We start from the raw sequence: 26,705 nt of genomic DNA, 5'->3' as shown, positions 1-26,705 counted from the left end.
CGTTCATCCTGAAGGAATGCAGTCCAGTGTGGGAGCTGGCTTGCCTGCGAATGGGTCAACCCGGTTCCCCGCCCTACACCGAAAACCGCGCCACCATCGAATTCAGGTCCACCGCCAACCGCGACAACTCCTGGCTCGCCGCGCTGGTCTGGTTCGCCCCGGCAGACGTCTGGTGCGCCAGGTCGCGGATATTCGTCAAGTTACGATCCACCTCCCGCGCCACTGCTGCCTGCTGCTCCGAAGCACTGGCAATCAACAGGTTGCGCTCGTTGATCAGGGTGAATGCCGAGGCGATCTCTTCCAGCGCCGTGCCGGCAGACTTGGCGATATCCAGCGTGGAACGCGCCCGCGTGTTGCTCTGTTGCATGGAGCTGACGGCCTGGTCGGTGCCCTGCTGAATCCCACTGATCATCTGCTCGATTTCCTGGGTCGACTGTTGCGTGCGATGGGCCAAGGCACGCACTTCATCGGCCACTACCGCAAAACCGCGCCCGGCATCCCCGGCTCGCGCCGCTTCAATGGCCGCGTTCAGTGCCAGCAGGTTGGTTTGCTCGGCAATCGAGCGAATCACGTCCAGGACTTTACTGATGCCATAGACCTTTTGCGCCAGCGCCTCGACCTGGGTCACATTGGCGGTCACATCGGTAGCCAGGGCTTCAATCGACACCACCGTCTGCTGCACCTGCTCACGGCCCTGCTGGGCAATGCGGTCAGAATCGCGTGAAGCATGGGACGTGGCCACCGCGTTGCTCGCCACCTCTTCCACCGCCGCCGTCATCTGGTTGACCGCCGTGGCCGCCTGTTCGATCTCCTGGTTCTGCTGATGCAGGCCGCGCGTGGCATCCTCCGTCACGCAACTGAGTTCTTCGGAAGCAGAAGCCAATTGGTTGGACGATTCAGCAATGCGCCGGATAGTATCGCGCAGATTCTCTTGCATGCCCTTGAGAGCCTGCTGCAAACGCGCCGGCTCATCGCTGCCGCTCACTCGGATCTCACCGGTCAGGTCGCCGCTGGCCACGCCCTGAGCTACTTTCAGCGATTGGGCCAGCGGTAGCACGATGCTGCGGGTCAGCCAGACCGCCAGGCCAATGGTGATCAATGCCGTGAGGATGATCATGCCAATCACCCCGGTACGCGACTGACTGAAAACGCTTTGCGCGAGGCTGGCCGCCTGGTTGGCACTGGTTTTATTGAGGGTGACCAGATCGCGCAACGTGACGGCGATTTGATCGGCGAGCTGATTCATCTCACCGTTGGCCACTTTGATCGCTTCATCGAGCCGGTTGGCCTTGGAAAACGCCATTACCTGATCCTGACGTTGCAGGTATTGCTGTTCCTGGGCCTTGAAACGATCGAACAGCGTGCGCTCTTCAGGGAGCACGATCAGCCCTTCGTAGAGGGCTTGCGCATGGGACATGCCATTCTTGAGGTCGGTCAGTTTCTGCTCGTTTTGTGCCAGCGCCTGCGGATCGCGGTTAACCAACAAGCGCAGGGTCAGCGCACGCACGCGCAGCAGGTCCTGATTCATCTCCCCCACCGCCATGACGCTGGGCAACCAGTTGTTCTCTACCTGGTCCGACTGCTGGCGCATATTGGCCATCTGCAACAGGGCAAAGCCGCCCAACGCGAATACCATCAAGGCCAGCACGCCAAAGCCCAAGCCGGCGCGAGGCGCGATATTCAAACTACGGATATTCATGCCTGGATTCCTTCCAAAAAAGTACTGCATCCACCTGCAGTGCGGTCTTGGAAGTTATCGGCACCCTCCGCCATTTATGTAAGACGAAAACGCGATATCAATGCACCTGACCATTGCCAGGCGGCTTGGGCAGGATGGCAAGGAAATTATCCCGCGCCACCTTGTGCGCCACCTCCTCGGGCAATGCATCGAGGAAGGGCTCGAAGCGACGCATCTCCTTACCTAACTTATTGAAACGCCCTACCACGTCAGATCCCAGCATAAAGCGCTCAGGGAAGCGCTCCACCAGCTTCACCCACTCCTGCCGAGGCTGACCCGCCTCATCCAGCAGATAGGGCGTGAGCATGCTCCAGGACAGGTCGATATACAGGTTGGGGTACGCCTCGAGCATGCGGTTCAAGGTGGGCAGCAAAAAGTCCATCTGCACCTGATGCCGGTGAATTTCCTTGCTGGTGCCAGCATGGGCCCAGATAAAGCGCGTATGCGGGTGGTTACGCAACGGCTCTTCGACTTCCGCCAGGTACAGTGGGTTACGCTCTCGCTTGGAAGTGATGTTGGAGTGCAGCATCACGGGCAGGTCGTTTTCGGCGGCCAGGTGGTAGATACGCGTCATGGCTTCGTTGTTGGCGCGGGGCGTGTCGCCTGAGGTCAGGGCGGTAAGGTCGTCATGGCGGGTAAACACTTCACCGATACCCTGCCACAACCCGGGGTTGAGGTCGATCATGCGCTGGATATGGGCAGCGGAGTTCTTGTCGTTGGGGTTGAAGCCGGCCAGGAACGGGTGAAAGTGCTGGCGCTGCTCGGGGGTCAGCTTATTGACCGCTGCCGCGACAATCACATCGGTGGCGCTGTACCAATAGGCATCGGCGTCATCACCAGCGTAGTAGCGGGGGCGCTTGGGCTCGTCTTCGTGCCATTTCTTGGCCACGGGGATGCCGGAAATCATTACATGTTCGATGCGGTTCTCGGACATCGCCTTGAGCAGTTTGTCCATGCCTGCCGTTTCCTGGAAAAAATCCACGTAATGCATGTGCGCGTCACTGTAGGCATAGTCGCGGGCCTGCGCGGCAAGGCTGCTGGCAGCGAGCAACAAGGCAAGACTCAGGCGGGTCCGAAGCACGGTGAAACCTCAATCAGGGCTGATACGGGTAGACCTTGCGCCTACCTTCGAGGTTCAGCGCGGAAAAACTGGAACACTTGGGCGCCAGCATGCTCTATAACTGCATGACCTTCATCCTGCCCCTTGAGAGGTTCGCCATGCCTGTTACCGTTAATACATTGAACGCTGAAAACTTCCGTCACAGCGTCAATATCAATCACCACGAACTGTTTACCGACCTGCCAAAGAGCCTGGGTGGCGACGACTCGGCGCCCTCTCCCCACGACTATTTCGATGCTGCGCTGGCGTCATGCAAAGCCTTGACGGTCAAGCTCTATGCACAGAAGAAAGATATCCCGCTCACCGGCGTGACCGTTGAAGTGACCCACGACGCCGCCGAAGAGCAGAAAGGCAAATACAAACTCAGCGTCAAATTGACCCTCAAGGGTGTGCTGAGCGATGAGCAGCGCGAGGAGTTGCATCGCGTTGCGGACAAGTGCCCGGTACACAAGCTGATGACCACCGCCGAAATCAGCATCGAGACGAAATTATCGGAAGGCGCCTTCAGCGCATAGCGCCAACGTCCCATCGGGCGGGTTATGCTCAGACGCATCCAACCCGCTCAGACAGGGATGCACCATGACCACCCTTACCGTGATCCGCCCCCGCGCCGAAGATGTCGAAGGGCAGCCGATCCTGCGCCCGCTGCCTTCCCGTGAATGCCGTAGCGTCGGGCCCTTTGTGTTTTTCGACCATATGCTGCCCACCGCCTATGCACCGGGTACCGGCATGAATATCCGCCAACATCCGCATATCGGCCTGTCTACCCTCACCTACCTGTTTGAAGGCGCCTTGCAGCACAAGGACAGCCTCGGCTCGGATCAGGTGGTGCAGGCCGGCGATGTCAGCTGGATGACCGCGGGCAGCGCGATTGCCCATGTCGAGCGTACCCCCGAAGCGCTCAAGGCCAGTGGTTTCAACCTGCATGGCCTGCAGGTGTGGCTGGCCTCCCCCAAGGACCACGAGACCGGCCCGGGCCATTACAGCCATCACCCGGCGGCGAGCTTGCCGGTGAGCGATAACCTGGGCGTGCAGGTGCGCCTGATCGCCGGTGATGGTTTCTGTCTCAAGTCACCAGTGCCGGTGCTCTCGCCGACGTTGTATGCCGAGGTGCAGATGCAAACAGCCACCACCTTGCTGATCCCCGATGAGCATGAGGAGCGCGCGGTGTATGTGCTGGAAGGTGAGGCGCAGCTCGACGGTGAGCCGCTGGCAGTGCATAGCCTGGTGGTATTGCCGCCAGGGCAAGAGATGACATTGTTTGCCGAAACCGACTGCCATGTGGTGGTGTTTGGCGGGGCGCCGCTGGACGGGCCGCGGCGGATCAACTGGAATTTCGTGGCGAGCGATCCGGCAGTGATCGAGCACGCCAGACAGCGCTGGGCTGCTGGGGACTGGCCGAGGGTGCCGGGGGAGTCAGAACGAATTGAGTTGCCTGTGAAATAGCTATCGCAGGCAAGCCAGCTCCCACACTGGATGGGTGTACACCTTAAAATGTGGGAGCTGGGAATGCCCGCGATGGCGTCAGGTCAGGCGCCGCAGAGTCAGCCCTTGAACACTTCATCCAACAAGTTATGCATCGACTGGAAAGCCCGCGCAGCGGTCTTCGCGTCGTACATCATCTTGCCTGGCACATTGGCATGGGGATCGGTGAAGGAATGCACTGCGCCGCCGTAGCTCAGCAACTGCCAATCCACACCCGCTGCGTTCATTTCCTCTTCGAACGCTGGCAGTTGCTCTTTGGGCACCAATGGATCGGACGCACCATGCAATACCAACACTGAACCCTTGATGTTTTTCGCATCCGCCGGGTTCGGCGTGTCGAGGGTACCGTGGAAAGAGACAGCCGCCTTCACCGGCGCACCGGTACGTGCCAATTCCAGAGCGCAGCAACCGCCGAAGCAGAAACCGAAGGCTGCCAGCTTCGACGTATCAACGGCTGCCTCGGTCTGGCCTTGCAGTTGCTCGAAGGCCGCCTGCATACGCTTGTTCAACAATGGACGATCATTTTTCAACGGCATCATCGCTGCGCCGGCTTCATCGCCATTGGTCGGGCGTACAGTTTGCCCATACAAGTCGGCAATCAGCACCACGTAGCCTTTGCCGGCAACACTCTTGGCGATTTCTTCGGCACCCGCACTCACGCCCATCCAGTTCGGTGCCATCAGCAGCCCCGGCAGCGGGCCCTTGTGGCTGGCATCGAACGCCAGGCGGCTTTCATAAGACTGGCCATCAATCTGATAGACCACGGAACGTACTGTGACTTGGCTCATCATTTTCTCCAGTTGAGGAGGATTAACGAAAAAACCCGCCGAAGCGGGTTTTTTCTACAACGGTGTTAAACCGACAATTCAACCAACAGCTTGTTCAGTCGGCGCACATAGGCGGCCGGGTCTTTGAGGCTGTCGCCAGCGGCCAGAGCCGCCTGGTCGAAGAGGATGTGCGACAGGTCGCCAAACCGCTCTTCGCTCTGCTCGCCATCGAGTTTCTCGATCAGCGGGTGAGCCGGGTTGAATTCGAAGATCGGCTTGGAGTCCGGGACCTTCTGGCCGCTGGCTTCAAGGATCTGACGCATCTGCATGCCCAGGTCCTGCTCGCCAATGGCCAGGATCGCCGGGGAGTCGGTCAGGCGGTGGGAAACCCGCACTTCACTGACTGCTTCGCCCAGGGACGCCTTGATCCGTTCAACCAGGCCCTCTTTGGACTTGGCGACTTCTTCGGCGGCTTTCTTGTCTTCCTCGGAATCCAGGTTGCCCAGGTCCAGGTCGCCACGGGCAACGTCAACGAACGACTTGCCGTCGAACTCGGTGAGGTAGCTCATCAGCCACTCATCGATACGGTCGGTCAGCAGCAGCACTTCGATGCCTTTCTTGCGGAAGACTTCCAGGTGCGGGCTGTTTTTAACCTGCGCGTAGGTTTCGCCAGTCAGGTAGTAGATCTTGTCCTGACCTTCCTTGGCGCGTGCCAGGTAGTCAGCCAGGGACACAACCTGCTCGCCGTCTTCGCCCTGAGTCGAAGCAAAACGCAGCAGGCCGGCGATTTTTTCCTTGTTGGCAAAGTCTTCCGCCGGGCCTTCCTTCATCACCTGACCGAAGTTTTTCCAGAAGCTCTTGTATTGCTCAGGCTCGTTCTTCGCCAGTTTTTCCAACATGTCGAGCACACGCTTGGTCAGCGCCGACTTCATGGAGTCGATGATCGGGTCTTTTTGCAGGATTTCCCGCGACACGTTCAGCGACAGGTCGTTGGAGTCGACCACGCCCTTGATAAAGCGCAGGTACAGCGGCAGGAAGGATTCCGCCTGGTCCATCACGAACACGCGCTGCACGTAGAGCTTCAAGCCCTTCGGCGCTTCGCGCTGGTACAGGTCGAACGGAGCACGGGCCGGTACGTAGAGCAGCGAGCTGTATTCCAGCTTGCCTTCAACCTTGTTGTGGCTCCAGCTCAGCGGGTTTTCGTAGTCGTGGCCGATGTGCTTGTAGAACTCCTGGTATTCCTCGTCCTTGATCTCGGTACGCGGACGGGTCCACAGGGCGCTCGCGCGGTTGACGGTTTCCCATTCCTCGGCAGGCTTCTCTTCGCCTTCGGCAGCCGTCTGTTCTTTCGGCAGCTCGATCGGCAAAGCGATGTGGTCGGAGTATTTCTTGATGATGTTGCGCAGGCGCCAGCCATCAGCGAATTCGTCTTCACCGGATTTCAGGTGCAGCACGATGCGGGTACCGCGATCTGCCTTGTCGACAGTGGCAATTTCAAACTCGCCCTCGCCTTTGGACGCCCAATGCACGCCTTCGCTGGCGTCGAGGCCGGCACGACGGCTGAATACTTCAACCTTGTCGGCAACGATGAAGGCCGAATAGAAGCCCACGCCGAATTGGCCGATCAGATGAGAGTCTTTTTTCTGGTCGCCCGACAGGTTCTTCATGAAATCTGCGGTGCCGGATTTGGCGATGGTACCCAAGTGGGTAATCGCGTCTTCACGGCTCATGCCGATACCGTTGTCTTCGATCGTGACGGTCTTGGCGTCCTTGTCGTAGCTCACACGGATTTTCAGTTCCGCGCCACCTTCCAGCAACTCAGGCTTGGACAGGGCTTCGAAACGTAATTTGTCGACAGCGTCAGAGGCGTTCGAGATCAATTCGCGAAGGAAGATTTCCTTGTTGGAATACAGCGAATGGATCATGAGGTGCAGCAGTTGCTTCACCTCGGTCTGGAAGCCCAGGGTTTCCTTTTGAGTTTCCACACTCATGGTCATCAAACTCCAATTGGATGGCAGTGGCCGCGCCCGAAAGGGTTGGCGGCGGGTTGTCATCAAAGTTGGGGGCTAAGACCGGGATTTCAAGGGCGGGCCAATTCCTCAATCTTGAAATGTGCGCGGGCGGTGGCAATCGGCTCGGCCTCGGTGGTTTGCCAGGCGGTGATCGCCACATTGGCGACGCGCCGGCCCTGGCGGCACACCTGGCATTTGGCGTAAGTGTCGCGAAACTGGCCGGCGCGCAGGTAATCCAGGGAAAAATCGATGATTTTTGGCAGGCCCGGAGCCCCGGTAAATACCCTTAGATGCAGGGCCGCCGACAGCTCCATGAAGCCGGCGATCACCCCGCCGTGCAACGCCGGCAATATGGGGTTACCAATATTGTCCTTGTTGGCCGGCAGGCGAAACAGCAGCTCATCTCCCAGACGGGTGCATTCGATGCCGATCAGCTTGGCGTAGGGCACCAAGCCCAGCAGGGCGTCGTAGTTGCCACGCTCGAGAGCCTGCTCCAGACGGGTCTTGAATCGATGCGTCATGCCTGCTCTCCCTTGATCGTGCTGCCCAGCCCTTGCGTGCCTTTTAGGCGCTTGCCCATACGCATGAACGTGCCCACCACATGGGCGATGGGTTGTTGCGGGTCATCCTGATAGGCGAACCCGCGCGTGAATATCACATCGGTGGTCACCCGGTAACATTGCGCGAAGCCATACACCGGCTTGTGCGGCTCGGCCGCACGCATGTAGTCGATACGCAGGTCCAGGGTCGGGCACACCTCGAATTCGGGTAATACGCACAAGGTGGCCATGCCGCAGGCTGTGTCCATCAATGAGGTCAGGGCGCCACCATGAATCACGCAGGTTGCGGGATCACCAACAAGATGTGGCCCATACGGCAACACCAGGGTCATGCCCTCCTCGCTTGCAGCGTGGACAGCCACACCCAGCACCTGACAATGGCGCAACGCCGAGACAAAGCGCGCAGCACGCTCTAACAAAGGGTTTTCGGTCATTGTTTTTAGACTCTTATTAGTGTGAAAGCAGCGGACTAAATCGCCGGAAAAAGTTTTTGTGCGAAAAGCGTTATATATCTGTGGGACAAAAGGAACTAATGCTGGCCCCTTGGGTTCGAAAGGCCAGTAGATATCTTCAATAAGGAGAAACACCCCATGCGCAAGACATTAGCTATTTCCATGATGCTGGCCGCTGCACTCGGTCTGGCTGCCTGCGACAAGAAATCCGAAGACAAAGCCCAAGATGCCGCTGCACATTCTGAGCAAGCACAGCAAGACATGGCTAAAGCACAGGATAAAGTGAACGACGCTGCGAAAGAAAACGCCGAAGCTGCCAAAGCTCAGGCTGAATCGAACGCCGAAGCTGCAAAAGAAGCTGCACCTGCCGCACCTGCAGAACCTGCCAAGCAGTAATTGCCGGGTGTGAACCTGTAGTGCTGCAAAAGAAAGCCCGCTTATAAAGCGGGCTTTTCTTTGCCTGCTGTTTTATCCGGCCTTTAAGAAACACTCTCTTTTGCAGCATCCGAAGCTTGCATATTAGTCGGGGTATACACCATCACCTGCAAGACGTCGGAGTGAAACTCGCGGCGATAAAGCACCAATACCACCCCGCTGCTCATCAACATGAACAACCAAGGGCTGACAAACCAGGCCAGCATGGTCATGCCGAAGTAATAAGCGCGCAGCCCAAAGTTGAACTGGTTGGCCGCCATCGAAATCACCCGCGCCGCCCGCAAGGCAAATGCATTGCGCTCCTGCTCCGACACGTGCCGCTCACCAATCATCGGCGCCGAGCCCACCAGCACCGCAGCGAAGTTGTACTGGCGCATGCACCAGCTGAAAGTAAAAAACGCATAGACAAATACCAGGGCCAGGCACAGCAACTTGATCTCCGACATGCCTTGGGAGGCCTGCTGCACCATAGGAATGTCTGCCAGCAACGACACCGCCCGCTCGGAAGCACCGAGCACGGTCAGAATACCCGCAAGGATGATCAAGGTGCTGGAGGCAAAGAACGAGGCATTACGCTCCAGGTTGCCGATCACGCTGGCATCGGCGATGCGGTTATCGCGCAACAACATGCGACGCATCCAGTCTTCGCGGTACAGGTGCAATACGCTGGCCAGGCAGGCCGTATCCCGGGCTTTCCAGGTGGCATAACGGGTATAGCCACCCCAGCACAGGATGAACCAGAGGGCGGCAAGCAGATGGACTTGATTGGTTTCGACGAACGACATGCGGGTCCTTGTACACAGGATGATAGGGCCGACACGGTCCAAATATGGGAGCTGGCTTGCCTGCGATAGCGTCTTTGCAGTCACCACCGCGCCAACCGATGTACCGCCATCGCAGGCAAGCCAGCTCCCACACCGACCGGTGTTTTCAACTTGAGATTTTTGACGCCATCCCCAAAAAAAAGACACTGCCATCGACTCAAAAAAAATGCCCCGTATCGTTTGATACGGGGCATTTCAGTGCAGCACAAACCGCGGGTTATGCGACGGCTTCGCTACGCTTGCCCAGCATACGATCGATCACCACGGCCACCACCAGCGTCATCACTGATGGCACCAACCACGCCAAGCCTTGCTCGCTCAGCGGCAAGTTTGCCAATTGTGTAGGCATCCAACCCGCCAGGCCCGCGCCCTTGAGTGCGTCGATACAACCAAAGATGAATGACACCAACATCACCGGGCCGACGATACGGCCCTGTTCCTGCCAGAAGCCTTTGCAGAAACTCAGGGCTACCAGCACGATGCACGGCGGGTAGATCGCTGTAAGCACCGGAATCGAGAACGCGATCAGTTTGGTCAGGCCCAGGTTGGACACGAACAGCGAGAACAACGCCAGAATCACCACCAGTGTCTTGTAGGACAGCGGCAGGATTTTGCTGAAGTACTCGGCGCAGGCGCAGGTCAGGCCGACGGCAGTGACCAGGCACGCCAGGGAGATCAGCACGGCGAGGAAGCCGCTGCCCAGGGAGCCGAAGGTGTGTTGCACATAAGCGTGCAGTACGGCTGCGCCGTTGCTGGCACCGGCAGCCACGGCATGGCTGCCCGAACCCAGGCGGAACAGGCTGATGTACACCAGCGCCAGGCCCACGCCGGCAATCAGGCCGGCGATAATGGCGTAACGGGTGATCAATTGGGGCGACTCGACACCCCGTGAACGGATCGCGTTGACGATCACGATGCCGAACACCAGCGCACCCAGCGTATCCATGGTCAGGTAACCATTGATAAAGCCCTGGGAGAACGGTGCGGCCACGTATTCCGGCGTAGCGACGCCCACTTCACCGGCCGGCAACGCAAACGCGGCAATGCCGAGGATGGCCAGGGCGATGATCTTCAGCGGCGCGAGGAAGCGGCCCACGGTGTCCAGCAGTCGACCTGGGTACAGGGACACAAAGAACACCACCAGGAAATACACCGAGCTGTAGAGGAACAGCGCCAACGGGCTTTCACCGGTCAGTGGCGCCAGGCCCACTTCGAATGACACGGTCGCAGTACGCGGGGTAGCGAACAGCGGCCCCACCGCCAGGTACGCCGCCGCCGCCAGCAGGCCACCGGCGATCTTGCCGATCGGGCTGCTCAGCGCATCCATGCCACCACCGACCTTGGCCAGGGCAATCACGGTGACCACCGGCAAACCGACCGCGGTGATCAAAAAGCCAAGCGCCGCCATCCAGACATGGGGCCCGGACAGCAAACCCACGATAGGCGGGAAGATGATGTTGCCAGCGCCCACGAACAGGGCAAAGGTCATAAAGCCCAGCGCCAGGATATCCTGGCTTTTCAACACTTTCATTTGAGGAAATACCACACTACTGAATCGGAATTTAGAGAGGGCTTCCCTATGGATGAGGGAAATGCTGCCGGCCCTTATGGGGACCGACCGGTCTAGCGCGCAGCTTCCTTTTGGGATGCGGACGCATAAAGAGGCGGCTAGAGTACAGAATCAGGCTGACAAACGCACTGTTGCGGGGCGAACTGTCCGATAAGCGACATTTGAATGTCGCGTTTTCATACTTAATTGGGCAATGCTGGCCCCTGTGGGAGCTGGCTTGCCTGCGATGGCATCGACTCGATGTGTCTGATGCACCGAGGTGCCTGCATCGCAGGCAAGCCAGCTCCCACACGGGACCAAGTACATCCTCACTCTATTTCAGAATGCACAAAGGCCACCCGAAGGTGGCCTTTGTGTGGTGAAGCGTCAGCTAAGCGCGAGGCTTACTTGACAGCCCAACCGGTCAGCTCGGCCAGGGCCTTGCCGATGTCTGCCAGCGAACGCACGGTTTTCACACCTGCGTCTTGCAGTGCAGCGAACTTCTCGTCTGCAGTGCCTTTGCCGCCAGAGATGATTGCGCCAGCATGGCCCATGCGCTTGCCCGCAGGGGCAGTCACACCAGCGATGTAGGAAACAACCGGCTTGGTCACGTGTGCCTTGATGTAGGCAGCCGCTTCTTCTTCAGCCGAACCGCCGATCTCACCGATCATCACGATCGCTTCGGTCTTCGGGTCTTCCTGGAACAGCTTCAGGATGTCGATGAAGTTGGAGCCTGGGATCGGGTCACCGCCGATGCCGACGCAAGTCGACTGACCGAAACCGGCGTCAGTGGTCTGCTTCACAGCTTCGTAGGTCAGGGTGCCGGAACGGGAAACGATACCGACCTTGCCTGGCAAGTGAATGTGACCTGGCATGATGCCGATCTTGCATTCGCCTGGAGTGATCACGCCTGGGCAGTTAGGGCCGATCAGGACTACACCCAGCTCGTCGCACTTAACTTTAGCGTCCAGCATGTCCAGGGTAGGAATGCCTTCGGTGATGCACACGATCAGCTTGATGCCGCCGAATGCCGCTTCCAGGATCGAGTCCTTGCAGAAAGGAGCTGGAACGTAGATCACGCTGGCAGTGGCGCCAGTGGCTTCTACCGCTTCTTTCACGGTGTTGAACACTGGCAGGCCCAGGTGCTCGGTGCCGCCTTTGCCCGGAGTTACGCCACCAACCATCTGGGTGCCGTATTCAATGGCTTGCTGGGTGTGGAAACTACCTTGCGAACCGGTAATACCCTGGCAGATAACTTTGGTGTCTTTATTGATCAGGACGCTCATTACTTGCCCTCCGCAGCTTTGACAACTTGTTGAGCAGCGTCGGTCAGGCTGGTAGCCGCGATGATGTTCAAACCGCTTTCTGCCAGTACTTTAGCGCCCAGTTCAGCGTTGTTACCTTCAAGGCGAACAACAACCGGGATTTTAACGCCGACTTCTTTCACTGCACCGATGATGCCTTCGGCAATCATGTCGCAACGAACGATGCCGCCGAAGATGTTGACCAGTACTGCTGCGACGTTGGAGTCGGACAGGATGATCTTGAACGCTTCGGTAACGCGTTCCTTGGTAGCGCCACCACCTACGTCGAGGAAGTTGGCTGGCTTGCCGCCATGCAGGTTGACGATGTCCATGGTACCCATGGCCAGGCCGGCACCGTTGACCATGCAGCCGATGTTGCCTTCCAGGGCCACGTAGTTCAGTTCGAACTTGGCAGCGTGCGCTTCGCGCGGATCGTCTTGCGACGGATCGTGGAAAGTCTTCAGCTTGGGCTGACGGTACATGGCGTTGGCGTCGATGTTGATCTTGGCATCAAGGCAATGCAGGTCGCCGTCAGCCTTGATCACCAGCGGGTTCACTTCCAGCAGGGCCAGATCGTGATCCTGGAACAGTTTGGCCAGACCTACGAAGATCTTGGCGAACTGGGCAACTTGCTTGCCTTCCAGACCCAGCTGGAACGCCAGTTCACGACCCTGGAACGGCTGTGCGCCAACCAGTGGATCGATAGTGGCCTTCAGAATTTTTTCTGGGGTTTCGTGAGCGATTTTCTCGATGTCCACGCCACCTTCGGTGGAAGCCATGAACACGATGCGACGGCTCGAACGGTCAACGACAGCGCCCAGGTACAGCTCTTTAGCGATATCAGTGCACGATTCAACCAGGATCTTGGTGACTGGCTGGCCATTGGCATCAGTCTGGTAAGTCACCAGACGCTTGCCCAGCCACTGCTGTGCGAAGGCCTTGGCGTCTTCTTTGCTGCGAACCAGCTTAACGCCGCCCGCTTTACCGCGACCACCGGCGTGGACCTGGGCTTTGACAACCCACTCGCTGCCACCGATTTTGTCGCAAGCTTCTGCTGCTGCTTCCGGGGTGTCTACTGCGTAGCCCTTGGAAACTGGCAGGCCGTATTCAGCGAACAGCTGCTTACCCTGATACTCGTGAAGATTCATGCTTTTTACCGTCTTCGTTAGGTACTGCGCATTCGGCGCTGCGCTCATTATAAGTGCCGCACCACCTGTGACTGCTGCTTGCGCAACTTGCGGGGCTTATGGCCCGTAAAGCTGCGCAAGGCTGCGTCCAGCGGATATTCCGCGGTGAGTCTTGCGCGCAAGGCTCACGACGGGCAACTCCGCCGTGGTTTCTTATTATCTCGCTTAGCGCTTCTTCTTGTTGGCGATGTGGATGGCACCGCCATTCACTGCCAACGCTGCTTCGTGCAACGCTTCGGACAGGGTCGGATGGGAGAAGACCATCATACCCAGGTCCTCGGCACTGGTGCCGAATTCCATACCGATCGCGCCTTGCTGAACCAGTTCTGCAGCGCTTGGGCCAATCACGTGGACGCCCAATACGCGGTCAGTCTTGGCATCAGCGATGACTTTGACAAAACCACCGGTGTCGTTGGCTGCCATGGCACGGCCGGAAGCGGCGAACGGGAAGGTGCCGACGTTAACTTCAACGCCTTCAGCTTTCAACTGCTGTTCGTTCTTGCCAACCCATGCGATTTCCGGGTGGGTGTAGATAACCGACGGGATCAGGTCGTAGTTCATCTGGGTCTTGTGACCCTTGATGCGCTCGACGACCATGATGCCTTCCTCGGAAGCCTTGTGGGCCAGCATCATGCCACGAACCACGTCGCCGATCGCATATACGCCCGGTACGGTGGTTGCGCAGTGATCATCAACGTGGATGAAGCCACGCTCGTCGATGTTCACGCCGCTGTCGGAAGCCAGCAGGTCGTTGGTCACTGGACGGCGACCAACGGCAACGATCAGCTTGTCGAAGGTGATGGTCTGCTCGCCGTCTTTATCGGTGTAGGTCACCACGACTTCTTCGCCGTTGACCTTGGAACCGGTGACACGGGCGCCGAGCTTGATATCCAGACCTTGTTTGGTCAGGGTTTTCAGCGCCTCTTTGGAGACTGCAGTGTCGGCCGCCAGCAGGAACGTGTCCAGGGCTTCCAGCACGGTGACTTCAGCGCCCAGACGGGACCATACCGAACCCAGTTCCAGACCGATTACGCCAGCGCCGATCACGCCCAGGCGCTTAGGCACAGCCTGGAATTCCAGGGCGCCGGTCGAATCAACGATCACGTTGTTATCAACTGGAGCAGGCGGAATGTCGATTGGACGCGAGCCAGGTGCCAGGATCACGTTTTCGGCTTCGATGACTTCAACCGAACCGTCTGGTTTGGTGACTTCGACTTTCTTGCCGGCCAGCAGCTTGCCGTGGCCTTGAATGGAAGTCACACCGTTGGCCTTGAACAAGGTGGCAACGCCGGAAGTCAGGCCTTTGACGATGTTGGCTTTACGGCCGACCATTGCTGGCACGTCCATGGTCACGCCAGCATGGTTGATGCCGTGGATCGCGAAGCCGTCTTGGGCTTCGTGGAATTTCCAGGAGCTGTCCAGCAGCGCCTTGGAAGGAATGCAACCAACGTTCAGGCAGGTACCGCCCAGCGCCAGTTTGCCTTCCTTGTCGGTGTACTTTTCGATGCAAGCAGTCGAGAGGCCCAGTTGCGCAGCCTTGATGGCGGCAACATAGCCGCCAGGGCCTGCACCAATCACTACAACGTCAAATTTCTGTGTCATGAAAATAGATCCTCTATTTGCGACAAGCTTCTAGCCACAAGCTGCAAGCCAAGCTGCTTTTTCCTACAGCTTGTAGCTCGCAACTTGCAGCTGCTTCTATCAGATGTCCAGGAGCAGGCGAGCCGGGTCTTCCAGCAGGTTCTTGATGGTCACCAGGAACGTCACGGCTTCTTTACCATCGATCAGGCGGTGATCGTAAGACAATGCCAGGTACATCATTGGGCGGATCACGACCTGGCCGTTGATGGCCATCGGACGCTGGATGATGTTGTGCATGCCCAGGATCGCGGCTTGCGGTGGGTTGACGATCGGCGTCGACATCATCGAACCGAAGGTACCACCGTTAGTGATGGTGAAGGTACCGCCGGTCATCTCGTCGATGGTCAGCTTGCCGTCACGGGCTTTCTTGCCGAAGCCGGCGATGCCGCCTTCGATTTCGGCCAGGCTCATCAGCTCGGCGTTACGCAGCACTGGAACCACCAGGCCACGGTCGCTGGACACGGCAACGCCGATATCTGCATAGCCGTGGTAAACGATGTCGCCGCCGTCGATGGAAGCGTTGACTGCCGGGAAGCGCTTGAGTGCTTCGGTGGCCGCTTTCACGAAGAACGACATGAAGCCCAGGCGCACGCCGTTGTGGGACTTCTCGAACAGGTCCTTGTACTTGGAGCGCAGGGCCATGACTTCGGTCATGTCGACTTCGTTGAACGTGGTCAGCATCGCCATGTTCGACTGCGCTTCAACCAGGCGCTTGGCCACGGTAGCACGCACGCGAGTCATCGGTACGCGCTTCTCGGTACGGTCGCCGGCAGCGAACACCGGGGCAGCAGCCGCTGGAGCAGCAGCCTTGGCAGGCGCGGCAGCCGGAGCGTTCTTCTTGGCTTCAACCGCAGCAACCACGTCTTCCTTGGTCACGCGGCCGTCTTTGCCGGTGCCCTTGATGGAAGCCAGGTTGATGCCGTTCTCTTCAGCCAGTTGACGCGCAGCTGGTGCAGCGATTGGATCTTCGCCACCGGCTGCCGGTGCAGCGGCAGGCGCCGATGCAGCCGGTGCAGCAGCAGCGGCGGCAGGAGCAGGAGCTGCAGCAGCGCTGCCCTCTTCGATCGAACCCAGTACCTGATTCGACAGAACGGTAGCGCCCTCTTCAGCCACGATCGCGCCCAGCACGCCGTCAGCTTCGGCCAACACTTCCAGTACGACTTTGTCAGTCTCGATGTCGACGATCAGGTCGTCACGCTTGACGGCCTCGCCTGGTTTCTTGTGCCAGGTGGCAACGGTGCCATCGGCAACCGATTCCGGGAATGACGGGGCTTTGATTTCGATAGCCATTATCTGTAGGTCCTTAAAATTCGGTTTCAGTCAGCGCGAAGGCGTTAAACAGTGAAAGCATCTTGCAGCAGTTTTTCCTGCTGCTCGGCGTGCATCGACGCATAGCCACACGCAGGTGCAGCAGAAGCATCACGACCGGCGTACTCAAGGACCAGGGCCTTGTTGTGGTTGCCGATGCTGCGACGCAGATGATGCTGGCTGCTGTACCAGGCGCCCTGGTTCATCGGTTCTTCCTGACACCACACCACGTTCGTGAGGTTGGTGTAAGGCGCGATGATCTCCATGAGGTCATCTTCCGGGAACGGGTAAAGCTGCTCGATACGCACGATGGCGATGTCTTCGCGGCCTTCGGCACGGCGTTTTTCCAACAGATCGTAGTAGACCTTGCCGCTGCACAGGATCAGGCGAGTGACCTTGGCGGCGTCCAGTGTATCGATCTCTGGAATCACGGTCTGGAACGAACCTTGGGCCAGATCTTCCAGGGTCGAAACGGCCAGTTTGTGACGCAACAGCGATTTCGGGGTCAGCACGACCAGCGGCTTGCGCAGCGGGCGGATCACCTGGCGACGCAGCAAGTGGTAGATCTGCGCCGGGGTGGTCGGCACGCACACCTGGATGTTGTGCTCGGCGCACAATTGCAGGTAACGCTCCAGACGGGCCGAAGAGTGCTCCGGACCCTGGCCTTCATAACCGTGTGGCAGCAGCATGGTCAGACCGCACAGGCGGCCCCACTTGTGCTCGCCGCTGGTGATGAACTGGTCGATAACCACCTGGGCACCGTTGGCGAAGTCGCCGAACTGGGCTTCCCAGATCACCAGCGCATTAGGCGTGGTGGTGGAGTAGCCGTATTCGAACGCCAGTACGGCTTCTTCGGACAGGAACGAATCGTACAGGTCGAAACGTGGCTGGCCTTCGTACAGGTTCTGCAACGGGATGTAGGTGCCCGCGTCTTTCTGGTTGTGCAATACAGCATGACGGTGCGAGAACGTACCGCGGCCGATGTCCTGGCCGGTCATGCGGATCGGGTGACCTTCGAACGCCAGGGTCGCGTACGCCATGGTTTCGGCGTAACCCCAGTTGATCGGCAGGCCGCCGGCTTGCATCTTCTGACGATCTTCGTAGATCTTCGCCACCTGGCGCTGTACGACGAAGCCTTCGGGAATTTCCAGCAGCTTGGCGGACAGTTCCTGCAACGTCTTCAAATCGAAGGATGTATCGTGACGTGCAGTCCAGGTGTGGCCCAGGTACGGACGCCAGTCAACGAACAACTCTTTGTTCGGCTCCTTGACCAGGCTTTTCACGACATGCAGGCCATTGTCCAGCGCGTTGCGGTATTCATCGACTTTCGCCTGAACACGCGCATCGTCAACCACGCCGGCCTTGGTCAGGCTTTCGGCGTACAGCTCACGGGTGGTGCGCTGCTTGGTGATCTGCTGGTACATCAACGGCTGGGTGCCGCTTGGCTCGTCCGCTTCGTTGTGACCGCGACGGCGGTAGCAAACCAGGTCGATCACCACGTCACGCTTGAACTGCATGCGGTAGTCGACTGCCAGTTGGGTCACGAACAGCACGGCTTCCGGATCATCGCCATTCACATGGAGGATCGGCGCCTGGATCATCTTGGCAACATCGGTGGCGTACTCGGTGGAGCGCGCGTCCAACGGGTTGCTGATGGTGAAGCCGACCTGGTTGTTGATGACGATGTGAACGGTACCGCCGGTCTTGAAGCCGCGAGTCTGCGACATCTGGAACGTTTCCAGGACCACGCCTTGACCGGCGAATGCCGCGTCACCGTGGATGGAAATCGGCAGAACCTTCTCACCGGTGGCATCGTTACGACGATCCTGGCGCGCACGTACCGAACCCTCGACCACTGGCGAAACGATTTCCAGGTGGGATGGGTTGAACGCCATGGCCAGGTGAACTTCACCGCCGGTGGTCATCACGTTGGACGAGAAGCCCTGGTGGTATTTAACGTCACCGGAACCCAGCTCGACCTTCTTCTTGCCTTCGAACTCGTCGAACAGCTCGCGCGGGTTCTTGCCGAAGGTGTTGACCAACACGTTCAGGCGACCACGGTGAGCCATGCCGATCACGATTTCCTTGGTGCCGTAGGAACCGGAACGCTGGATCAGCTCGTCGAGCATCGGAATCAGGCTTTCGCCGCCTTCCAGGCCGAAACGCTTGGTGCCCGGGTATTTGGTACCCAGGTATTTCTCGAGGCCCTCGGCCGCGGTCACGCGCTCCAGCAAGTGGCTGCGGACATCGGCGGACAAGACCGGACGGCCACGCACGCCTTCCAGGCGGTGCTGGAACCACTGGCGCTGCTCGGAATCGGTGATGTGCGTGAATTCAGCGCCGATGGTGCGGCAATATGTCTGCTGCAACGCTTCGTGAATTTCGCGTAGGCTCGCTTCCTCTTTGCCGATGAACAGGTCGCCGGCACGGAAGGTCGTATCAAGATCGGCATTGGTCAAGCCGTAATGATTGATCGACAGGTCTGCAGGTGCAGGACGCTGCCACAGCCCCAGCGGGTCAAGCTGGGCTGCCTGGTGACCACGCATACGGTAGGCCTGGATCAGTCGCAGTACTTCAACTTGCTTCTTCTCGTGCTCACTGCTCACGCTGCCGGCGGAAACCGGTTGGGCGCGGCGCTGGTTCTTTGCCAGCAGCACGAACTGATCGCGAATTGTTGCGTGCGATACATCGGTGGCAGCGTTGCCGTCTGAAGACAACGTCTGAAATTTGGTGCGCCATTCTTCTGGCACAGCGTTAGGGTCGTGCAGGTAGAGCTCATAAAGCTCTTCCACATAGGCAGCGTTACCACCTGAAAGATAGCCGCTGTTCCACATGCGCTGCATCACGCTTTCTTGCATGCTTGGTCACCCTCGATTTGGGGACACCACCGGCGAAAACACCGAGTTTGCTTGCAAAAGGCCAAGTGCAGCGACCAAAACAAGCCACTTAGGATCACGCTGATAGTTCGGGTACCAACCCGAATGCCCCTGCTTGTCTCATTTCTTCAAAATAAGAGCCGCGGCTTTGTAAGTCGCTGCTCAAGTTAAAACTACGGCGCCGGTTGAAGCCTGCGCCGCAGCATTTACGGGCACAACGGTCCTGCTTTACTACAACGTCAGTTACACGCCGCTGTGCAGCAGCATGTTACGGATGTGACCAATGGCCTTAGTCGGGTTCAGGCCTTTGGGGCATACGTTGACGCAGTTCATGATCCCGCGGCAGCGGAATACGCTGAACGGGTCATCCAGCGAAGCCAGACGCTCGGACGTCTTGGTGTCACGGCTGTCTGCCAGGAAGCGGTACGCTTGCAGCAGTGCAGCTGGACCCAGGAATTTGTCCGGGTTCCACCAGAAAGACGGGCACGACGTCGAGCAGCAAGCACACAGGATGCACTCGTACAGACCGTCGAGCTTCTCGCGCTCTTCCGGGGATTGCAGACGCTCGATGGCCGGAGCCGGCGTGTCATTCTGCAAGAACGGCTTAACTTTCTCGTATTGCTTGTAGAAGATGCTCATATCGACGACCAGGTCACGGATAACCGGCAAACCTGGCAGAGGACGAACGATCAGCTTGTTGCCTTTGACAACAGCAGACAGCGGCGTGATGCACGCCAGGCCATTCTTGCCGTTGATGTTCATGCCGTCGGAGCCGCAAACACCCTCACGGCAAGAGCGACGATAGGAGAAACCTTCGTCCTGCTCTTTGATCAGTGCCAGTACATCCAGCACCATCAGGTCTTTACCACCGGTATCGACCTGGAACTCCTGCATGAACGGCGCAGCGTCCTGATCAGGGTTGTAGCGATAAACACTGACTTTCAACATGGCAGCCACCCTTAGTAAGTCCGAATCTTCGGTTCAAACGTCGGCACCGTCTTCGGCGAGAAGTTCACGGCACGCTTGGTTACGCGCTTGTCACCCGGGAAGTACAGGGTGTGGCACAACCAGTTTTCGTCATCGCGATCTTCAAAGTCTTCACGAGCGTGAGCACCACGGGATTCTTTACGAACCTCGGCGGCGATCGCCGTCGCTTCAGCCACTTCCAGCAGGTTTTGCAGCTCAAGGGCTTCGATACGAGCGGTGTTGAACGCCTGGCTCTTATCGTTGATCTTGACGTTGGCGATACGCTTGCGCAGGTCAGCCAACTGGGCGATACCTTTCTGCATGTATTCGCCGGTACGGAACACACCGAAGTAGTTCTGCATGCAGTTTTGCAGCTCGCGACGCAGGGTTGCCACGTCTTCGCCATCTGTGCGCTCGTTCAGAGCGTTCAGGCGCGCCAGGGCCGCTTCGATGTTGGCGTCGGTGGCGTCATCGTATTCGATGCCGTCGGTCAGCGCCTTTTCCAGATGCAGGCCGGCCGCGCGACCGAACACTACCAGGTCGAGCAACGAGTTGCCGCCCAGGCGGTTGGCACCGTGAACCGATACACAAGCCACTTCACCTACCGCGAACAGACCATGGATGATCTCGTCCACGCCTTCGGCATTCTGGGTGATCGCCTGGCCGTGAATGTTGGTCGGTACGCCGCCCATCATATAGTGGCAGGTCGGAACAACCGGAACCGGAGCAACCACTGGATCAACGTGAGCAAAGGTCTTGGACAGTTCGCAGATACCTGGCAGGCGGCTGTGCAGCACTTCTTCACCGAGGTGATCGAGTTTGAGCAGTACGTGGTCACCATTCGGGCCACAACCGTTACCGGCGATGATCTCTTTAACCATCGAACGGGCCACGACGTCACGACCAGCCAGGTCTTTGGCGTTCGGAGCATAACGCTCCATGAAACGCTCGCCGTGCTTGTTGATCAGGTAACCACCTTCACCACGGCAACCTTCGGTTACCAGTACACCGGCGCCGGCGATGCCGGTGGGGTGGAACTGCCACATTTCGATGTCTTGCACCGGTACGCCAGCACGCAGTGCCATGCCGACGCCGTCACCGGTGTTGATCAGGGCATTGGTGGTCGAGGCGTAGATACGGCCTGCACCGCCAGTCGCCAGCACGGTAGCCTTGGCGCGGATGTAGGTGGTTTCACCGGTTTCGATGCAGATGGCGATCACGCCGACGAACTCGCCCTTGCCGTTCTTCACCAGATCAACAGCGTAGTACTCGTTCAGGAACGTGGTACCGGCTTTCAGGTTGCCCTGATAAAGGGTGTGCAACAGCGCGTGACCGGTACGGTCGGACGCAGCGCAAGTACGGGCAGCCTGCCCGCCTTTACCGTAATCCTTCGACTGGCCGCCGAATGGACGCTGGTAGATACGACCTTGCTCGGTACGCGAGAACGGCAGACCCATGTGGTCCAGCTCGAACACTGCGGCCGGGCCTTCCTGACACATGTACTCGATAGCGTCCTGGTCACCGATGTAGTCGGAACCCTTGACGGTATCGTACATGTGCCAGCGCCAGTCATCGTTCGGGTCGGCGGAGGCGATGGCGCAGGTGATGCCACCCTGGGCCGATACGGTGTGGGAGCGCGTCGGGAACACCTTGGTGATCACGGCAGTCTTGTGACCGCCCTGGGCCAGCTGCAGCGCAGCGCGCATGCCCGCACCGCCGCCACCAATAATGATGGCGTCGAATGAAATAGTTGGAATGTTAGCCATGGATCAGATACCCCAAAGAATCTGCACACCCCAGACGAAGTAAGCGAACATCGCGACGCCGCATACTGCCTGGAAGAGGAAACGTACTGCAGTCGCGGACTTGCCAAGCGCCATCGGCGTCAGGTAGTCGGTCGCGATGGTCCACATGCCGACCCAGGCGTGTGCGCCCAGGGCTACAAGGGCCAGCAGACTGAAGATTCGCATCGCATTGTGGGAAAACAGGCCATGCCACTGCTCATAGCCGATGCCCGGGTTTGCGACGAGGTATCCGATCAGAAAAATGAAATAAGCCGCGAGAACGACCGCAGACACACGCTGTGCCATCCAGTCATAGAGGCCCGAACGCGACAGATTCGTTACGCTGGTTACCATATCCAAACTCCTGCCAGAACGATCAGCACCACGGAAATGGCGATGATGATTTTCGAGCCCAGGGGGCCGCCTTCCAGCGTCTCACCGATGCCCATGTCCATGATCAAGTGGCGCACACCGGCTACCAGGTGATACAGAAGAGAGGACAGGAGGCCCCATGCTACGAACTTGGCCAGCGGGCTGGTCAAGCATGCCTTCACCTCGGCGTAACCTTCCTCGGAACCCAGGGATTTGCTCAATGCATAAAGCATGATGCCCAAGCCCAGGAACAGGATGATGCCGGAAACACGGTGCAGGAACGACGTAACGCCGGTGATGGGGAGTTTGATGGTCCTTAGGTCTAGGTTTACAGGTCGTTGGCTATTCACGGCTTTTTTTCACACTGAAGAGCCCCTAACAATCAGGGCAAAGTTGTTGGGGAGTGCGACTGGTCAGGTAAGCACCACCCAGGGAGTGCGACCCCCAATGAAAGCAAGCCCAAAAGCCCTTGGCGGTCGGTGGCCGAGTATAGACAGTTAGGTTACTAATGACAACGCGCACACCTCACCCTAATAGCTGATTGCGCTGGCGGGATAAAAGGCGTAAATGGCAGGCAATTTCGACGAAAAAGTACGGTTAAAGCCTTCTGGCGCAAGACTTTAGGCAAATTGACATCTGGATTTATATCAATATAGTGGTGCGGGCCCTGCGTGGGGGGTCTGTCTGATGATTTGAAGCATAAATAGGAGGCCACATGGCTGACAAAAAAGCGCAGTTGATCATCGAGGGCGCAGCCCCCGTCGAGCTGCCCATTTTAACCGGCACCGTTGGTCCCGATGTTATCGACGTACGGGGCCTGACGGCCACGGGCCGTTTTACTTTCGACCCAGGCTTCATGTCGACCGCTTCCTGCGAGTCGAAGATCACCTATATCGATGGTGACAATGGCATTCTGCTTCATCGCGGCTACCCGATCGAACAACTGGCTGAAAAGTCGGACTACCTGGAAACCTGCTACCTGCTGCTAAATGGCGAATTGCCAACAGCCGAGCAAAAGGCCCAGTTCGTCAGCACCGTGAAGAACCACACCATGGTTCACGAGCAGTTGAAGACCTTCTTCAACGGCTTTCGTCGCGACGCCCACCCGATGGCCGTCATGTGCGGCGTGGTCGGTGCCCTGTCGGCCTTCTATCATGACTCCCTGGACATCAATAACGCCGAGCATCGCGAAATTTCCGCGATCCGCCTGGTTGCCAAGATGCCGACCCTGGCCGCAATGGTTTACAAGTACTCCATGGGCCAGCCCATGATGTACCCGCGCAACGATCTGACGTACGCGGAAAACTTCCTGCACATGATGTTCAACACCCCGTGCGAGATCAAACCGATCAGCCCGGTGCTGGCCAAGGCAATGGACCGGATCTTCATCCTCCACGCCGACCATGAACAAAACGCCTCCACTTCTACCGTCCGCCTGGCCGGCTCTTCGGGTGCCAACCCGTTTGCCTGTATCGCCGCCGGTATCGCCGCACTGTGGGGCCCTGCCCACGGCGGTGCGAATGAAGCCGTATTGACCATGCTCGATGAAATCGGCGATGTATCCAACATCGATACGTTCATCGCCAAGGCCAAGGACAAGAACGATCCATTCAAGCTGATGGGCTTCGGTCACCGGGTCTACAAGAACCGCGACCCTCGCGCGACCGTCATGAAGCAGACCTGCGACGAAGTGCTGAAGGAACTGGGCATCAAGAACGATCCGCAACTCGAACTGGCCATGCGCCTGGAAGAGATCGCCCTGACCGACCCGTACTTCATCGAGCGCTCGCTGTACCCGAACGTCGACTTCTACTCGGGGATCATCCTCAAGGCGATCGGCATTCCAACCAGCATGTTCACCGTGATCTTCGCCCTGGCGCGGACCGTGGGCTGGATTTCCCACTGGAAAGAAATGCTCTCCAGCCCGTACAAGATTGGCCGTCCGCGCCAGCTGTACACCGGCTACGAGTCGCGTGACATTACCAAGCTGGAAGATCGCAAGTAAGCACTTAGCGGTTTGCTTGTAATGAGAACGGCCTCCCTTAGCGGAGGCCGTTTTTGTTTGTGTGGCCTGATCTACCGCCATCGCAGGCAAGCCAGCTCCCACAGTCGATCGGGTTCACACAGTCAACCTGTGGGAGCCGGGCTTGCCCGCGATGAGGCCAGCCCAGGCAACACAAAAGACCCAGGCAAAAAAATACCCCGGCCTTGCGACCGAGGTATCTCTTATGCATCTGACGACTTAGTGATTAACCGCCCCACTCGCCCCCAGGCCAGTCTGCGAACGCACAAACTGCGGGAAATACAGCGCACGCTCTTTCTCTGCCGCCGCCGATTTGTCGGTGATGGAGAAGAACCAGATGCCGATGAACGCAATGATCATCGAGAACAGCGCCGGATACTCGTACGGGAAGATGGCTTTTTCATGGTGCAGGATCGACACCCAGATGGTCGGGCCGAGGATCATCAGGCCCACGGCACTGATCAAGCCCAGCCAGCCGCCGATCATGGCGCCACGGGTGGTGAGATTTTTCCAGTACATGGAAAGCAGCAACACCGGGAAGTTACAGCTGGCGGCAATCGAGAACGCCAGGCCGACCATGAACGCAATGTTCTGGCTTTCAAACAGGATGCCCAAGCCAATCGCCAGCACCGCCAGGGCGATGGTGGTGATCTTCGATACGCGAATTTCATCCTTCTCGTTGGCCTTGCCTTTCTTGATCACGCTGGCATACAGGTCATGGGACACCGCCGAAGCGCCGGCCAGCGTCAAGCCGGCAACCACTGCAAGAATGGTGGCGAAGGCCACGGCCGAGATGAAGCCCAGGAAGATACTGCCGCCCACCGCGTTGGCCAGGTGCACCGCCGCCATGTTGTTACCGCCAAGCAAGGCGCCTGCTGCATCCTTGAACGCCGGGTTGGTGCTGACCAGCAGAATCGCGCCAAAGCCGATAATGAACGTCAGGATGTAGAAGTAACCAATGAAGCCGGTCGCATACAGCACGCTTTTACGTGCTTCCTTGGCATCGCTCACCGTGAAGAAGCGCATCAGGATGTGCGGCAGGCCGGCGGTACCGAACATCAGGGCCAGGCCAAGGGAGAATGCCGAGATCGGGTCTTTCACCAGCCCACCCGGGCTCATGATCGCTTCACCTTTAGGGTGAACCTTGATCGCCTCGGCAAACAACGTGTTGAAGTCGAAGTTGACGTGCTTCATCACCATCAGCGCCATGAACGAAGCACCGGAGAGCAGCAGCACTGCCTTGATGATCTGCACCCAGGTGGTCGCCAACATGCCGCCGAACAACACGTACAGGCACATCAGGATGCCGACCAGGATCACCGCCACATGGTAGTCCAGGCCGAACAGCAGCTGGATCAACTTGCCCGCGCCAACCATCTGCGCGATCAGGTAGAACGCTACCACCACCAGCGAGCCACAGGCCGACAGGCTGCGGATCTGGGTTTGCCCCAGGCGATAGGACGCCACGTCGGCAAAGGTGTACTTGCCCAGGTTACGCAGGCGCTCGGCGATCAGGAACAGAATGATCGGCCAGCCCACCAGAAAGCCGATCGAGTAGATCAGGCCATCGTAGCCGGAGGTGAACACTAGCGCGGAAATCCCCAGGAAGGACGCGGCCGACATGTAGTCACCGGCAATCGCCAAGCCATTCTGGAAACCCGTGATCTTGCCGCCTGCTGCATAGTAGTCAGCCGCCGACTTGTTGCGCTTGGACGCCCAATACGTGATGCACAGGGTGGCGCCGACAAACGCGACGAACATCACGATGGCCGAGACGTTCAGCGGTTGCTTGTGCACTTCACCGGTCAATGCGTCCGCCGCCCAGACGGCCGGAGCAAACAGCGAAGCGCCGAATATAGCCAATAGACGCCGGATCATTGCGCAGCCTCCTTGAGAATCGCATTGTTCAGGTCGTCAAATTCGCCGTTGGCCCGGCGTACGTAGATGCCAGTGAGAATGAAGGCAGACACAATCAGCCCGACGCCAAGGGGAATGCCCCAGGTAATCGAGGAACCGGGGCTGATCTTGGCCCCCAGTATTTGTGGCCCGTAGGCAATCAACAGGATGAAAGCGGAGTAAAGCCCTAGCATGATCGCCGAGAGAATCCAGGCGAATCTTTCCCTTTTCCTGACCAGCTCCTTGAAACGCGGGCTGTTTTGAATCGAGAGGTAAATGCTGTCGTTCATTGTTTTTATCCTCGCAGCACAGCTTTTTTATTATTTTGGAACATATCCACTGTATGCGGCTGCGGAAGAGGTTCCAGACGACCTTAGTAGTAGATCGAGTGTAGCGAGGGATGGCC

At 58.3% G+C, this 26,705-nt stretch carries 23 protein-coding genes; 4 read left to right on the top strand and 19 right to left on the bottom strand.

The annotated features are described in order from the left end of the window. Nucleotides 1–73: 73 nt before the first annotated feature. Both E4O98_RS22440 and E4O98_RS22435 read right to left on the bottom strand, forming a co-directional pair. Nucleotides 74–1,699: a methyl-accepting chemotaxis protein gene (locus tag E4O98_RS22440; RefSeq protein WP_248136270.1), complete on the bottom strand. Its 1,626-nt coding sequence runs from the start codon at nucleotides 1,697–1,699 to the stop codon at nucleotides 74–76. Nucleotides 1,700–1,796: 97 nt separating this feature from the next. Beyond that, nucleotides 1,797–2,819 carry an amidohydrolase family protein gene (locus E4O98_RS22435; protein ID WP_148852275.1) on the bottom strand — a complete coding sequence of 341 codons (1,023 nt, stop codon included), beginning with the start codon at nucleotides 2,817–2,819 and terminating at the stop codon, nucleotides 1,797–1,799. 137 nt (nucleotides 2,820–2,956) lie between these two features. Here E4O98_RS22435 and E4O98_RS22430 point away from each other — a divergent pair, with 137 nt between their 5' ends. Together E4O98_RS22430 and E4O98_RS22425 are read left to right on the top strand one after the other, a co-directional pair. After that, nucleotides 2,957–3,373 carry an OsmC family protein gene (locus E4O98_RS22430; protein WP_005786596.1) on the top strand — a complete coding sequence of 139 codons (417 nt, stop codon included), beginning with the start codon at nucleotides 2,957–2,959 and terminating at the stop codon, nucleotides 3,371–3,373. Nucleotides 3,374–3,437: 64 nt separating this feature from the next. Further along, a complete protein-coding gene (locus E4O98_RS22425) occupies nucleotides 3,438–4,304 on the top strand; it encodes a pirin family protein (protein WP_032877088.1) in 867 nt (288 codons plus the stop codon). A gap of 98 nt (nucleotides 4,305–4,402) precedes the next feature. Here the strand turns inward: E4O98_RS22425 and E4O98_RS22420 are convergent, their stop codons facing one another. The 4 genes from E4O98_RS22420 to E4O98_RS22405 all read right to left on the bottom strand — a co-directional run bounded on the left by E4O98_RS22420 (nucleotide 4,403) and on the right by E4O98_RS22405 (nucleotide 8,116). After that, nucleotides 4,403–5,131: a dienelactone hydrolase family protein gene (locus E4O98_RS22420; RefSeq protein ID WP_078820724.1), complete on the bottom strand. Its 729-nt coding sequence runs from the start codon at nucleotides 5,129–5,131 to the stop codon at nucleotides 4,403–4,405. A 65-nt stretch (nucleotides 5,132–5,196) separates the two neighbouring features. Then, nucleotides 5,197–7,101 carry a molecular chaperone HtpG gene (gene htpG / locus E4O98_RS22415; RefSeq protein ID WP_005786592.1) on the bottom strand — a complete coding sequence of 635 codons (1,905 nt, stop codon included), beginning with the start codon at nucleotides 7,099–7,101 and terminating at the stop codon, nucleotides 5,197–5,199. 89 nt (nucleotides 7,102–7,190) lie between these two features. Continuing rightward, a complete protein-coding gene (locus E4O98_RS22410) occupies nucleotides 7,191–7,643 on the bottom strand; it encodes a PaaI family thioesterase (RefSeq protein WP_005786590.1) in 453 nt (150 codons plus the stop codon). After that, a complete protein-coding gene (locus E4O98_RS22405) occupies nucleotides 7,640–8,116 on the bottom strand; it encodes a PaaI family thioesterase (RefSeq protein ID WP_005786588.1) in 477 nt (158 codons plus the stop codon). Before E4O98_RS22405 ends, E4O98_RS22410 begins: the two co-directional genes overlap by 4 nt. A gap of 156 nt (nucleotides 8,117–8,272) precedes the next feature. Between E4O98_RS22405 and E4O98_RS22400 the strand changes: the two genes are divergently transcribed. Beyond that, nucleotides 8,273–8,530: a hypothetical protein gene (locus E4O98_RS22400; protein ID WP_005786587.1), complete on the top strand. Its 258-nt coding sequence runs from the start codon at nucleotides 8,273–8,275 to the stop codon at nucleotides 8,528–8,530. 83 nt (nucleotides 8,531–8,613) lie between these two features. Here the strand turns inward: E4O98_RS22400 and E4O98_RS22395 are convergent, their stop codons facing one another. The 11 genes from E4O98_RS22395 to sdhC form a co-directional block, all read right to left on the bottom strand. After that, nucleotides 8,614–9,354 (bottom strand): DUF599 family protein, encoded by a 741-nt coding sequence (locus E4O98_RS22395; protein ID WP_005786585.1) that lies wholly within the window; start codon nucleotides 9,352–9,354, stop codon nucleotides 8,614–8,616. 256 nt (nucleotides 9,355–9,610) lie between these two features. After that, nucleotides 9,611–10,924: a branched-chain amino acid transport system II carrier protein gene (gene brnQ, locus E4O98_RS22390; RefSeq protein WP_248136268.1), complete on the bottom strand. Its 1,314-nt coding sequence runs from the start codon at nucleotides 10,922–10,924 to the stop codon at nucleotides 9,611–9,613. A gap of 422 nt (nucleotides 10,925–11,346) precedes the next feature. Further along, a complete protein-coding gene (gene sucD, locus E4O98_RS22385; RefSeq protein WP_003190013.1) occupies nucleotides 11,347–12,228 on the bottom strand; it encodes a succinate--CoA ligase subunit alpha in 882 nt (293 codons plus the stop codon). After that, a complete protein-coding gene (gene sucC / locus E4O98_RS22380) occupies nucleotides 12,228–13,394 on the bottom strand; it encodes an ADP-forming succinate--CoA ligase subunit beta (RefSeq protein WP_003190011.1) in 1,167 nt (388 codons plus the stop codon). Before sucC ends, sucD begins: the two co-directional genes overlap by 1 nt. Before the next feature lie 204 nt (nucleotides 13,395–13,598). Then, nucleotides 13,599–15,035: a dihydrolipoyl dehydrogenase gene (gene lpdA / locus E4O98_RS22375; protein ID WP_005786578.1), complete on the bottom strand. Its 1,437-nt coding sequence runs from the start codon at nucleotides 15,033–15,035 to the stop codon at nucleotides 13,599–13,601. A gap of 99 nt (nucleotides 15,036–15,134) precedes the next feature. Then, nucleotides 15,135–16,364 (bottom strand): 2-oxoglutarate dehydrogenase complex dihydrolipoyllysine-residue succinyltransferase, encoded by a 1,230-nt coding sequence (odhB, locus tag E4O98_RS22370; protein WP_032877091.1) that lies wholly within the window; start codon nucleotides 16,362–16,364, stop codon nucleotides 15,135–15,137. Between the two features lie 44 nt (nucleotides 16,365–16,408). Next, the gene (locus E4O98_RS22365; protein ID WP_005786575.1) at nucleotides 16,409–19,240 is read right to left on the bottom strand and encodes a 2-oxoglutarate dehydrogenase E1 component; all 2,832 of its coding nucleotides are present in this window, start codon (nucleotides 19,238–19,240) and stop codon (nucleotides 16,409–16,411) included. 261 nt (nucleotides 19,241–19,501) lie between these two features. Beyond that, nucleotides 19,502–20,206, bottom strand: coding sequence for a succinate dehydrogenase iron-sulfur subunit (locus E4O98_RS22360; RefSeq protein WP_005786573.1), 705 nt, complete (start codon nucleotides 20,204–20,206; stop codon nucleotides 19,502–19,504). Nucleotides 20,207–20,217: 11 nt separating this feature from the next. Further along, nucleotides 20,218–21,990 (bottom strand): succinate dehydrogenase flavoprotein subunit, encoded by a 1,773-nt coding sequence (sdhA, locus tag E4O98_RS22355; protein ID WP_005786572.1) that lies wholly within the window; start codon nucleotides 21,988–21,990, stop codon nucleotides 20,218–20,220. Between the two features lie 3 nt (nucleotides 21,991–21,993). Beyond that, on the bottom strand, nucleotides 21,994–22,362 hold the full coding sequence (gene sdhD / locus E4O98_RS22350; protein ID WP_003172805.1) for a succinate dehydrogenase, hydrophobic membrane anchor protein: 369 nt from the start codon (nucleotides 22,360–22,362) through the stop codon (nucleotides 21,994–21,996). Further along, on the bottom strand, nucleotides 22,356–22,730 hold the full coding sequence (sdhC, locus tag E4O98_RS22345; RefSeq protein WP_248136266.1) for a succinate dehydrogenase, cytochrome b556 subunit: 375 nt from the start codon (nucleotides 22,728–22,730) through the stop codon (nucleotides 22,356–22,358). The genes sdhD and sdhC overlap by 7 nt, the downstream gene beginning before the upstream one ends. Nucleotides 22,731–23,095: 365 nt before the next feature. Here sdhC and gltA point away from each other — a divergent pair, with 365 nt between their 5' ends. Beyond that, nucleotides 23,096–24,385 carry a citrate synthase gene (gene gltA / locus E4O98_RS22340; RefSeq protein ID WP_005786568.1) on the top strand — a complete coding sequence of 430 codons (1,290 nt, stop codon included), beginning with the start codon at nucleotides 23,096–23,098 and terminating at the stop codon, nucleotides 24,383–24,385. 237 nt (nucleotides 24,386–24,622) lie between these two features. Here gltA and E4O98_RS22335 read toward each other — a convergent pair whose 3' ends face one another. Both E4O98_RS22335 and E4O98_RS22330 read right to left on the bottom strand, forming a co-directional pair. Further along, a complete protein-coding gene (locus E4O98_RS22335) occupies nucleotides 24,623–26,281 on the bottom strand; it encodes a cation acetate symporter (protein WP_005786566.1) in 1,659 nt (552 codons plus the stop codon). After that, a complete protein-coding gene (locus E4O98_RS22330; RefSeq protein WP_005786564.1) occupies nucleotides 26,278–26,589 on the bottom strand; it encodes a DUF485 domain-containing protein in 312 nt (103 codons plus the stop codon). The genes E4O98_RS22335 and E4O98_RS22330 overlap by 4 nt, the downstream gene beginning before the upstream one ends. Between the last annotated feature and the right edge of the window lie 116 nt (nucleotides 26,590–26,705).

Origin of the sequence: Pseudomonas sp. W2Jun17, from assembly GCF_023127795.1 — a bacterium.
Taxonomy (GTDB): domain Bacteria; phylum Pseudomonadota; class Gammaproteobacteria; order Pseudomonadales; family Pseudomonadaceae; genus Aquipseudomonas; species Aquipseudomonas synxantha_A.
Note: the sequence above shows the minus strand (reverse complement) of the source record. Positions and strands in the feature narration are given on the sequence as shown.